The 12,047-nt window shown below is 55.6% G+C and carries 8 protein-coding genes; 7 read left to right on the top strand and 1 reads right to left on the bottom strand.

Features of this window, described 5'->3' with window-relative positions:
- Nucleotides 1–5 precede the first annotated feature (5 nt).
- Genes GGR27_RS00710 through GGR27_RS00695 form a run of 4 tightly spaced genes read left to right on the top strand, consistent with a single transcriptional unit; the run spans nt 6 to nt 7,846 of the window.
- Nucleotides 6–3,869: a carboxypeptidase-like regulatory domain-containing protein gene (locus tag GGR27_RS00710; RefSeq protein WP_168035480.1), complete on the top strand. Its 3,864-nt coding sequence runs from the start codon at nt 6–8 to the stop codon at nt 3,867–3,869.
- Between the two features lie 2 nt (nt 3,870–3,871).
- Nucleotides 3,872–5,134, top strand: a complete 1,263-nt coding sequence (locus tag GGR27_RS00705; protein ID WP_168035479.1) for a contractile injection system tape measure protein — start codon at nt 3,872–3,874, stop codon at nt 5,132–5,134.
- Nucleotides 5,131–6,489 carry an ATP-binding protein gene (locus GGR27_RS00700; protein ID WP_168035478.1) on the top strand — a complete coding sequence of 453 codons (1,359 nt, stop codon included), beginning with the start codon at nt 5,131–5,133 and terminating at the stop codon, nt 6,487–6,489. The genes GGR27_RS00705 and GGR27_RS00700 overlap by 4 nt, the downstream gene beginning before the upstream one ends.
- Before the next feature lie 37 nt (nt 6,490–6,526).
- Nucleotides 6,527–7,846: an eCIS core domain-containing protein gene (locus GGR27_RS00695; RefSeq protein WP_168035477.1), complete on the top strand. Its 1,320-nt coding sequence runs from the start codon at nt 6,527–6,529 to the stop codon at nt 7,844–7,846.
- A 391-nt stretch (nt 7,847–8,237) separates the two neighbouring features.
- Here the strand turns inward: GGR27_RS00695 and GGR27_RS00690 are convergent, their stop codons facing one another.
- Nucleotides 8,238–8,726, bottom strand: coding sequence for a peptide-methionine (S)-S-oxide reductase (locus GGR27_RS00690; RefSeq protein WP_168035476.1), 489 nt, complete (start codon nt 8,724–8,726; stop codon nt 8,238–8,240).
- 183 nt (nt 8,727–8,909) lie between these two features.
- Between GGR27_RS00690 and GGR27_RS00685 the strand changes: the two genes are divergently transcribed.
- From GGR27_RS00685 to GGR27_RS00675, 3 genes are read left to right on the top strand one after another with little or no spacing between them, the layout of a single operon-like run.
- A complete protein-coding gene (locus GGR27_RS00685; protein WP_168035475.1) occupies nt 8,910–9,071 on the top strand; it encodes a hypothetical protein in 162 nt (53 codons plus the stop codon).
- Complete coding sequence (locus tag GGR27_RS00680) at nt 9,068–10,807, top strand: sodium:solute symporter (RefSeq protein ID WP_168035474.1); 1,740 nt, start codon at nt 9,068–9,070, stop codon at nt 10,805–10,807. The genes GGR27_RS00685 and GGR27_RS00680 overlap by 4 nt, the downstream gene beginning before the upstream one ends.
- 24 nt (nt 10,808–10,831) lie before the next feature.
- Entirely contained in the window at nt 10,832–12,040 is a 1,209-nt protein-coding gene (locus GGR27_RS00675) for an RsmB/NOP family class I SAM-dependent RNA methyltransferase (RefSeq protein ID WP_168035473.1), read from the top strand.
- Nucleotides 12,041–12,047: the final 7 nt, after the last annotated feature.

The following is a 12,047-nucleotide window of genomic DNA, read 5'->3' as shown; positions in this document are numbered from 1 at the left end:
CTGCTATGTACCCACAACAAAGTCTGTACCCCCATTTTACCGCTAACCAAGTACTGAGCGATGGCGACTTGAACCAAACCTTCGCCTATCTCTACGAGCAGCAGCGGCTGACGCGGAGCCACCTAATTGGCGTTGGAATCGTCTGTGGCCTACGTGCGAAGTTGATAACGGTAGGTGACAAACCCGCCTTTACCATCAGCAGCGGTTGTGGCGTGACTACGGAGGGGCAGTTAATTCTGCACGAAGATGACGCAGCCCAGTGGCGATTCGTCGAACCATACGACCCCCCGGGGGGAAGCGAGTACTTCCAGCTATCCGGCACGCCCGTCCCACTCTGGGAATTAACTACGCGAGAAAATAATGACAATGAATCCCTCTCGGACAACTTCCTGAGGGGTAACCGACAAGACGGTGGGATGGCGCTCCTGCTCTTTCGTGAGTCGCGCCTGGAGGACAACCGAAATTGCGACCGGACGAACTGCGACGAAAAGGGAGAGACCGTCCTCACGGCCATCCGCCCACTGCTACTCCGCCGTAGAGACTTGGCGGAGATTATGCGTAACCTGGGGGGGGAGGCGTCAGAGATTGGCGTCCTCCACGGCCTGCGAAATCAACGACGACGGGACAGTCCGGTACTGGAGCGGCTGCGCCTGGCCCGCGTCCGCCTGGGGGAAGAGCTGACGGGTACGACCGCTACGGTGCTACGGGCTTTTCAGCGTGCAATTACGGAGATGATCGATGGGGACACGGAGCAAAAAGTTCGGACCCTAGAGAAGGTAGCCGGTGTACTGAGCGGAATAGACCGGAAGCCGATCGACCTGAGTAGACTAAAATTTTTGTCGGAAAGTGAAATGTTAGCCGGGGCGCACGCGCTCGATCTGCCCTACTACTATGACCACCTGCGTCATTTCGTTGCCGCCTATGAAGAATTGAGGTATGAATTAGAACGGTTTACCCGGGTTTGCCTGCCGGATTCGCGCTACTTTCCCCACCACGTGGTGCTTCACGATATTCGATTTCCTACTTTAAGCGATGCCATGCGGACTCCCTGGATCAGTTCCCCGGCTGGCAATAACCAGGTCGAAGCGAAGCGACGGATCGGTCGACTTCACGAGAGGCTGGTCGACTTAACGGAAAGCGTGGACTTACGACGCCCCCCCAACCGGCTAACCACTGTGTTTGACGTGAGGAATACAGCCACCGTCAACGTCAGCAAGATAGATGCCGTACACGAAAGGATGGCTGCTTTCCAACCGTTACTGAAGTCGATTGGTAGTTTTCGCGCGGCAAGTCGCTTTAACGTTGCCCGGGATTATACTAAATTTAAGCATACCACCGCCCGGGTGCGGGGCGCTACTGAACCAATTGTGGGGGCCTCCGAGGTTATGGGGCCTCAACCTGCCGGCAAGTCGGCGACCGCTACCGTAAGCGTTAGTGCGGCGGAGGATATCAGGAATATGATGGAGGCACTTGAGCGTGCTAGCGTAAAGCCCGGAAAAGTGGTGGCTGATATGGAAGAAACGCTCGCCGACCTAATTAAAATGGACAAACGAGATGGTGCGGCGGCCGAGGAGTTAATCCCCTTCTCCATAAACCCTAGCTCCCTCACGACGGCCCTGTCACAGCGTGCCTTACCGGTGTACTATAATAGTGAGGCCTTAATTAATTCGTGGAACGACCACCGTACCCACCGGGGCCAGGGCAGCTATTTGGCGGGCTTCAATGCAGCGTCCTTCGGGGGGGATACCCGGGCGCTCGATTATGAAATGGCCCCTCACCAGTTCTTACGTATCGAAGGTGCCATCGGCCAGTCAGCGGAGCTCGTACGCCGGCGCGTGGCAATGGAAATTACCCAACGACAACTTCCCCTGGACTTGGTTGTCCTCAGCGCCGGAACGGACCAACGCGCGGTCCTGAGCGCAACTTCAGTCGTTCAGTTCGCTGATTTGGAGACAGCTTATCTGGCGCAAAGCCACGACATGCTGGGTGACCTGGTAGAGGTCCTCGTGAGAATCTATGACCTGCCGCAGCGGGGAGAAGGAGACGGAGACGGTCAACTATCCGGGATCACCAGCCCGACGATCCCAAGCCATCCTTTGTTTTCACTGCTACCCGAGTACAGAGTGTTGCCGGGGACGGTGGGGGCGTTAAAGGAGGCGGGGGTAACGCCGACTACCGGGGCGGATGAATTTTATGGAGGCTTAGCGGATCGTATCCTGGAGGTCGCCGCGGCCGTTCCGGCAACGTTGGTTGCTTATGGGGGGTCCGGTTTCTCCCCCAGGTTACTGAAGTTGATGCAAGCGGTACGAGAAAGCCAGACCGCTCTCATTAACGCGATGACCCCGCAGTACGAGGAAGCACTGCAAGCGGTTGGTATAGACGTTAGATCATTCATCGATCTGGCCAACCTGTGGCTCTTAGCGGGTGACCGGCCGGCGTTAGACGCGCTTTATTTACGCTACACAGAGCGCAAGAAATCGCTACTGACGCAGCAACTTTTGGGCTCATTCATCCGTAAGCACCCCGGTTTGCGACCTGCCTGTGGTGCACCACTGGGGGGTACGTACGTACTCGTCCACCACGGTGGGGGGGACGGTAGCGTTAAGCCGGGTCGGGTCACCCTGAGCGGTCGTGTCCTTGACGGATCGGACGCGTTGGCGGGGGTTAACGTTCTTAGTGTGGGGGCCGGTAAAGGAACGCTCACCGACATCGACGGTAATTTCAGGTTGGAAGTGTCTTCGCTTCCCACTCAACTAAACGTGAGTTATACGGGCTACCCGACGCGGCGGACAATTATTTATACGGGTGCCCCAATTCGCATTGACCTCAGCCAACTCGTGCGCCAGGACGCCCCCTTCCCCGGTGTAGCGGCCGGGACGGTAATCGCGGACTTCTATCTCCCCTATCGGATTGGTGATGGCTCGGCGCCAACCACCATCATGGCACCCGCGCCCGCGCCCAAACCCACCGACCCCGACCCCGACCCCGACCCCGACACAGAGGAAGGCGACGATGATGATGACGCCAAGAAGCTCCCCTTTGCGGGTAAGGCGATCCGGTATCGCTATCCGTTCATGATACAACTGCCCGCGGCGAAAAGTATCAATTACGCGGAGTGCTCAATTGTACTGGACCGGTTGAGTGTCGTGCTGGACAAGGATACGCTTGCCCTGAGTGAGGACGATCGCAAAGCATTCAACGACAAGTTGGCGAGTATGTGGTCGGGCAGCGTAAATCAGAGCGGCTTTAGTGAGCGGATGGTTTTGATGAATGACGCACTGGCTGAGCTCGGTGATTTACTGGGTAAAGGCGATGACCGCTTCACTAAAATAGCGCCGCTAAAGCTTTCCGTGGAAATAGAGGAAGGCTTTCAACTCCTCACGGTCCGTCACTTCGGTGCGGATGGCAAGGGAGAAGCCACCATGCAGTGGACGGTTAAATACCAGCAAACAACAAAAGATGCTAAGCTGATGAATCGCCGGGTGTGTACTTATGCGCAAGGACAACTCTCGCTCTCGCTGCCGGAAATTAATACTTTCATCAGCCAGGGCCGGTGTAAGGTAGAAACGGCGGACTTTAGCGTCGGCGAAGATTTTGAATCCGTCTCTACGGAGGCCTTGACGGGTGACGTATGGACAGACCCACCCTCCATCGGAGCTCAGCGTTTGGGGCGTGCCGTAAAGGCATTTATTGAGATTGGCCCGGCAAAGCCGTCCGTGACGACGCTCGCCTCCCACCCCGACGATATAGAAACGAAAGTAGAATTCGGCGAAGTTGGCAAAGCGGCCGGCAAGAGTCTGCTCAGGGCATTACTGGTGGATAATTCATCGGGTGCCTTTCGGGTGATTACCAAAGAATACACGGCTTAACCATGCGACACGAAATAATCACCCAACGTATTGAATGGCACGTACCGAACGTCAAACCCGCCGTGGTGGCGGGCTTTCACGCCCGCCTGGAAGATTTTCAACGCGAACGGTTTTTACCTGACTTTGCTATTTACCTGGATGAGCGTTACCACACCGATGTAGTAAAGATTATTCCCCGGCTGTGTATAGAAATCAATCTTAACGGAGCAGATGATCTGGAGAAAATCGGGCCTTCCGATATCAGGAGAGCGCTGCGGGACGCTACTGTAGTGGAAGATCAAGAACTGCGGTCGCTAGATCCCCTGCACGTAGCGGTTCCTTCGCCTTACGACGCTTTAGTCGACTATCTGCAAACGGGTAATCTCCTAACTACGTACCGACAACCATCCCTCATCATTATCGAATTAGCCAGTTCTTGGCAATTGAAATTGAAGCGCGTAATTAAGTCAATGAACGAGCGTACGGCGAGGTTTGCCCTGGCGCGTTGGAATCGCCTCTTACGGGAAGTAGCGGTGTCGGTCATGACGAAGCAAGCAACGGTAATAACCGCCGTTACCGAAGCAATCGTCGCGGCAGTGCGCAACGAAAGGGACGGGGTTGGCCCGGCGCGGGCCGTTACCTCAACTTCCGAGATCAACGGGACTGAGATCAGCGACACCTCAATGAGTCTACCATCGACGGCGGAAGTTAACGGCACGCACGAGAAAGACACACCTCAAATACTTACCAAGCTCACTACACTAGGGTATAATTTGCGGAAAACTCCCGCCCCGACCGACGCCGCGCGTATCTATTTTGTGGAGAATGCCGGGGTCGTATTGCTACATCCCTACATCAATACAATCAGGGACCGTGCGGGGCTGGCGCTGGACGACACTACCGCCCTCGCCAACCTACTTGATCAGGCTGTTTTTGCCAAGAACGACGTGCCGGAATGGGAGCGTGCCCTGACGAAGCTTCTGGTGGGGCTGGACTCGGATGAACCATTACCAGCTGGTGATCCGCTCGGCGAGGATCACAAACTCATCGTTACGGAGTTACTCGATTCAGTCATCGAGCACTGGGCTAAACTCGGGAACACCGACCACGCCGGCCTGCGTGCCGGATTTTTACAACGCCCGGGGAAGCTCAGTTTTGCTGGTGATCAGTGGGTGCTCCAAGTTGAAGAAAGCGCCATCGACGTGCTACTTGACTTTTTACCCTGGGCGCTTTCGCCGGTAAAAAACGAGGCCATGGGTACGCCACTTAAAGTAATCTGGCGATGACAAAACTAATCACTTACATCCCCGCCGTAGAACTGGCTTTAGATTATCTATTCGCGGTACTGGAACACCAAATGGTGCCCAATGAAGTTCCGCGGCCCGCCCGGCCGGAGTTTGTGGACGATGGTAGTCCTTTCGCCCGTTTCATCGAAATTTTTAAGCCAACGGCGGCGGAGCTACTGGCGCTCTGTCTGGCACTTAGTCCTCATTTGAGACCCGGTGCGCTCGACGCGATCGTGCGTCAACACCTGCCCGATGGCGGTGAGATGCCGGCGTTCGGAGGGGTGAGGGGCCAGTCCTACCGGGGAATTCTGCCGACCGGGCAGACGCTGCTTTTTCTCCTTTCGAGCCGACCGGGCGGGGCCTTGGGGCCACTCAGTGGCTTAGCGGGGGCGTCACGGGTACTTAAGCTATTACGTATCGGTAGTCGATTGGTGAACGCTAAGCTGCTGAGCTTGGAACCACCTCCCCGCGGCGAGCCGGTGCTGAGTGGAAAATTGGTCGTGAACGAGGCCTGGTTGGGGGAATTGCTGGACGTGGGCGAGGCCATCCCCGCCTGCGGTCCTGACTTCCCCGCCGAAGTGTTGCGGCCGGTACTAGGCTGGCCGGACATCGTGTTGCCCCCCACCACGGCAGGGGAACTAGAACGATTACGACGGCATTTAGGGCAGTTCGAACGGCTGTCGCGGCTCCCTGGCCTCGGCAAATACCTGCGGCCCGGTTACCGTGGTTTGTTCCACGGTCCGCCGGGGACGGGTAAGACGCTGGTCGCCGGCTTGCTGGGGGAAGAATTAGGTCGCCCGGTGCTACGGGTCGATCTCTCCGGTATCGTCTCTAAGTACATCGGCGAGACGGAAAAACACCTCGCTAGCCTTTTCGATCGGGCCGCCGACCGGCGCTGGATTCTCTTCTTCGACGAAGCCGACGCGCTGTTTGGCAAGCGGAGTGAGACCAAGGAAAGCAAGGACCGGTACGCTAACCAGGAGATTAGCTATTTACTACAGCGGGTCGAGTCTTTTCCCGGTATCGTTCTGCTGGCCACTAATTTCCGGGAGAACCTGGATGCGGCTTTTTCTCGTCGGTTCGAGGCCATCGTGGCTTTTCAGCCCCCGGGCGCGGCGGAACGTCTGCGGCTTTATGAAGCCATGTGGCCGACCGCGGTGGGCGTCGACCCGGAGACGAACTTAGCGGAAGTGGCGGGACGCTACGCATTATCGGGGGGCCAGGTGGCGGGTGCCTTGCGGTTTGCGACGGCAGAGTGGTTGGCGGATGGTGGCACGGGGCCGATCATGCACGCGGACTTGCTGGCGGGCGTCGCGGGGGAGTTTGGTAAGGTTGGGTGGATGTTTAAGGGGTGAGGTTACGCTATTGTCACTAAATTTTAAAGCTATAATTATGAAAACCACGCAAGCAAAAGCCGCTAAAAAGCAATCAAAACCTTTTTTCCAGGCCAAGACTCCTTCAAGCGTTAAGATTGATGGTGTACACCACGCGCGGGAGCAGTCTGCGGCCCGGGAGAGCGGTATGCCCTCCGGAAAGCACGGAAGTTCTGACGAGTTAGTAGCTAGTAAAGAAATTGTCAGCAACTTAGAATCCATAGCCGGATCTGGCACCGCCATACCGGATCAAGTACAAGCGGAATTGGGTGACAAAGCACGTACCGATCTGGCGAGGGTGAGGGTTCACGCCAGCCCTCAGGCTGATGCATTAACCAAACGCTTAGGCGCAAATGCGTTCACTTACGGCAAGGATATATTCTTTAAAGGCGGAAAATATCAGCCCGCCACGGATGCTGGGAAGGCACTATTGCACCACGAGTTAGTTCACGTCAGGCAGCAGTCTGCGGGGGAGAAGCGGATTCAGCGGCAGGCAGATGAGGAAGGTAACTGGTTAGACGATGCAGTGACCCTCGGGGGGCATTTTGCCGAAGAATTTGGTGAGAGCCTCATCGACGTCCCCATCGGTATGGCAGAGGGGGGCGTCGACGCCGTTAAGGGGATAGCCACGATGGCGCGGGGTGCCTACCGGATTTCTCCGGTCGGGGAGTTAATGGATAAAAAGCAGCACGATGAATCGGAGGCAGCTTTGGAGCGAGTTGCCACCGCAGTGAGGGAAGATCCCACCGTTCTGTGGAATGCAATCAAAGAACCCTACGAGAAGGCAATCAAGGAAGGCCGACCCGGTAAAGCAGTCGGGCGGGGTATTTTTGACGTCGGGTCTGCGATATTTGGTGGAAAAGGGTTGTCAAAACTGGGAAAACTGGCAAAAGTCAAAGTTCCTGCAGCCGTAATGAAAGCCGGTAAAGCGGTAAACGCAAAGATTCCACCGGGTAGTAGACTGCGCGTGATTAGTCGCTTGTACCAACTGAGACTTACGAAGGTAACGGCCTCCGTGACTGGGGACGCTGAACAGGTAGTTGTAAAGCATTTAGAGCGCATGCAGAATTTATACAATACTACTGCTAACGATGATGCCTTTATCAAGTTGGCTAGTGAGATTACACAGGAAATGACTGACAAGATTGTGGTCCCAAATTCACGACGGATATTAAATGGACAGAACTACAATAGCATTACGGGCTTGGCGAAAATTAAGCCCGATGATCTAGCGGGGCTAGGGAATCATTATTCAAGTTTTATTACAAAAGGGTTTAATCATAATAGTAATCCAAGTCACGTAAACGCATCACTTGCCAGGTTAGGTACAACCTGGTGAAACCAAGGGTCAAGCAAAGTACACGTCGGACCAATAAATCCCATAATTGTGTAGAACTGTGTTGAATTCAACCGTCCGGGAACACGAATTGATGAACGTCAAGTACCTGCATTTATCCATCCTTAAATTAGCAGATTTACTCGTTCGCAATTCAACCACAGTTTCGTTTTTTCGACCTTTTACGTCATAAGTACACCGGCTCAGAAGGGGTTAGATTCTTGAGAACTGCACGCGTTGACTAGCTAACTTCCGGTTACCTACTAACAGCCAGCACAAGCACTCAATTGGCTTGATCATCGCCTAAATAATGTGGCATCCAATTGCTAGAATCCAGTTTACTAGCGGAAGGGCTCCACCGGGCGAGATGCAATACAGTTTGCCCAAACAATCATCACCTAACCACCCCCCCACGGTAACCCCGCAAAAAGTCCAACTTAGGCGCAATGAACCGAACACAAAATGGTCGACCCGGGTCGGTACGGTAATAATCCCGATGCTCCGGAAGCGAAGGCTTAAAAGCCACAAAAGGCAATACTCGCGTTATGATAGGCTCAGCGAATTCATTGCCCGCCAGTATCAGTAAGTCAGTAAGTTGCGCACGATCACTTACGTCGAAATAGTAAACGGCGGAACGGTATTTATGACGCAACCCGTGCACCTTTATCGCGGCGTGCGTACGCAGATGCACGTCAAGCAAACTCACCGCGCTAATCCTGTCGGGGTCATAGTGGACGATCACCGCTTCGGAAAAAGCATCGTTGGGCGCCACAGAGGAAATCCAGCCCTGCTCCACCCGCTCGACGCCGATCAGGGACACGAACACGCCTTCCGTACACCAGTGGCAGCCGCCACCCAGACCGATTTTCTTTAGTTTACCCATGAAACGGGTAAACTACCCGCTCGGCAACCTGGTTGGCCCTCCCCGCGATTTTCGAAATTTCTCCGCACCCGTCCCGGCTAAGTCGGGATTAGCTAGTCCCGTACTTAGTCGGAGCGGACGCGCCTCGGTACCAATGGACCACCCGCACCAACTTTCAACGCCCAAACAACGTACCTTACGGGCATGCCACTGAGCCAGTACCCACCCGCACCGCCCCCCGCCGACGACGACCCGCCCGAAGAACCGCCCATCCTCGGTAGTTGGGGCCGGATGTACGCCACCGTTTTGGTCGCGCACGTCGTCCTGATCATCTGTTTTTATTTATTCAGCCAAGCCTACGCATGAGCACTATTGACTGGATGGTGATGATCGGCACCCTGACGGCGATCGTATCCTACGGCGTCATCAAGACGCGCTCCGTTGACAACGTGAAGAGCTATTTACTCGGCGACCGCGACCTGAAGTGGTGGACCATCGGCCTGTCCGTCATGGCCACGCAGGCGAGCGCGATCACGTTTCTGAGCACGCCCGGCCAGGCTTACGACAGCGGGCTCGGCTTTGCCCAGTTCTACTTCGGTTTACCCATTGCGATGGTCGTGTTGTGCGTCTTCGTCCTGCCGATCTACTACCGCCTGAAAGTGTACACGGCGTACGAATACCTCGAAGGGCGTTTCGACCTGAAGGTCAGGACGTTAACCGCCCTCCTCTTTCTGATCCAGCGAGGTCTGGCGGCGGGCATTACGATCTACGCGCCGGCCATCATTATGTCCTCCATTCTGGGCTGGTCGCTCAACCTGACCATCTTCCTGATCGGTATCGTCGTCATTTTTTATACGGTGATGGGTGGTACGAAAGCGGTGTCGGTAACCCAGAAGCAGCAGATGATCATTATCCTGCTCGGGATGATCGCCGCCGGCGTGGTGGTGGTCACCAAGCTTCCGGCGGAAATCGGCTTCAACGACGCGCTCAACATCGCCGGCAATCTCGGCAAACTCGAAGTGATCGACTTTAATTTTGACCTCAACGACCGGTACAACATCTGGTCGGCCATGCTCGGCGGCACGTTCTTGTTCCTGAGTTATTTCGGTACGGACCAGAGTCAGGTGCAGCGTTATTTGTCGGGAAAGAGCCTCACCGAAAGCCGGTTGGGTTTGCTCTTTAACGGATTATTGAAAGTCCCGATGCAGTTCCTGGTGCTCTTCATTGGCATTATGGTTTTCGTATTTTTCCTCTTCGTCGCGCCACCGGTTCACTTCAACAATGCCAACCTCGACCACGTGCGTGAGAGCGCTTACGCACCCCAACTCGTAGAATTAGAAAGCGAGAACGAATTGATCAGCGTGCGCACGAACGCGGCGGCGCGGTCGCTGGTGCAGGCAATCAAGACGGATGAGCCGGGTCGAGTGGCCACCGCCAAACAGACCCTCCAGGAAGCCGTCGACGCCCGTAAACTGGTGGCCAGCCGGGTCGACGAACTAGTTACCCAGGAAGCAAAGGACCGCGGAATCGACGCCATCAGTGAAGACCGGGATTACGTCTTCATCACCTTCGTCATCAATTATTTGCCGGTAGGCCTGGTCGGCTTGCTCCTGGCGGTCATCTTTTCCGCCGCGATGTCCAGCACGAGCTCTGAACTAAACGCGCTGGCAACCACTACCATGGTGGACATTTACCGGCGGAGCATCGTCAAGGACAGGGACGACCAGCACTACCTCCGTATGAGTAAGTACCTCACGATTGGCTGGGGTTGCGTGGCGCTACTTTTCGCCACGACGGCTAACTTATTCGACAACCTCATTCAGGCCGTCAACATCATCGGTTCCCTCTTTTACGGGGTGATACTGGGGGTTTTTGCCGTGGCTTTCTTCTTCAAGAGTGTCGGTAGCAGAGCGGTGCTAAACGCCGCGATAATCGTACAGATTCTAGTCGGTATCACCTTTACGCTCTCCTACTTTGAGGTGATCGACCTGGCGTATCTCTGGTTAAATTTAATCGGTTGCGTACTCACGATTTTAATCGCGCTGCTGCTCGAAAACAGCGGCGTGAACGATGGCCCGCGGGGTGACGTTCTCGATGCCTAATTTTTTCCCTCAATACCCTTTCCAATGTCAGCCAGACTGTACCCCGCCCACTTCGAAGCCATCGCTTCGGCCCTCCAAGCCATCTTCCTCAAAGGCAATTACGCAGATAAAGAAATATCCCGCGTCCTCAAAGAAGATAAGAAACGAGGAAGTAAAGACCGTGCCTTCATTGCCGAACAGACGTACGGTGTTGTCCGCAACTACCGCCTCCTCAAGCACCTGGCCGAGCTGGAAAATCCTACCTCGCGGGAGGACTTCTGGCGGCTAACCGGCGCTTGGCTGTTGCACAACGGCACGAACCTGCCCGGTTGGAAAGAATTTGGCAACTTATCCCGCGAAAGGGTGGAGGAACGGATGGCGACGGTCGACGACAAGCGTGCCGTACGTGAGTCAATCCCCGACTGGCTCGACGCACTCGGAACCGATCAGTTGGGAGACAACTGGGGCGCAACCCTCACCGCCCTGAACGAGCAGGCACCGGTCGTCCTGCGCACCAACCGACTCAAAACCACTCCGGAAGAACTGATCAAGGCGCTCGCTAAAGAGTCCATCCTGACGGAGCACATCGCCGCCGACGCCCTGCTGGTTACCGAGCGGCGTAATCTCTTTGCTACCAAAGCCTTCAAGGCCGGTCATTTCGAGTTACAAGACTTCAGCAGCCAGCAAGCCGCCCCTTCGCTCGACGTCGACCCCAGCCACACAGTTATCGATGCTTGCGCCGGCGCCGGTGGTAAAAGTCTTCACCTGGCCGCGCTGATGCAGAACCGGGGAAAACTGCTCAGCCTCGACGTGCACAATTGGAAGTTGGAAGAACTCAAAAAGCGGGCAAAACGGGCCGGCGTTAATAACCTCGAAACGCGGGCAATAAGCTCCACCAAGATCGTCAAGCGGCTTACCGAGCGCGCCGACCGGCTCTTACTCGATGTCCCCTGCTCCGGCCTCGGCGTTCTCCGGCGTAATCCGGACGCCAAGTGGAAGTTGAACCCCGATTTCCTCGAGCGCGTCATTACCGAACAGGCCGATATTTTGGCACGGTACAGTAGAATGGTCAAACCCGGTGGGAAAATGGTCTACGCCACCTGCAGCATTTTACCCAGGGAGAACGACGACCAGGTCGATCGTTTTCTTAATGAGGAGGCGGGGAAAGACTGGACGTTGGCGCGTAAGCATACCTACCTACCACAAGTGGAAGGGTACGACGGGTTCTTCGTCAGCGTGCTGGACCGAACGTAACGAACCC

The organism is Neolewinella antarctica, from assembly GCF_011927835.1.
GTDB classification, from domain to species: Bacteria; Bacteroidota; Bacteroidia; order Chitinophagales; family Saprospiraceae; genus Neolewinella; species Neolewinella antarctica.
Note: the sequence above shows the minus strand (reverse complement) of the source record. Positions and strands in the feature narration are given on the sequence as shown.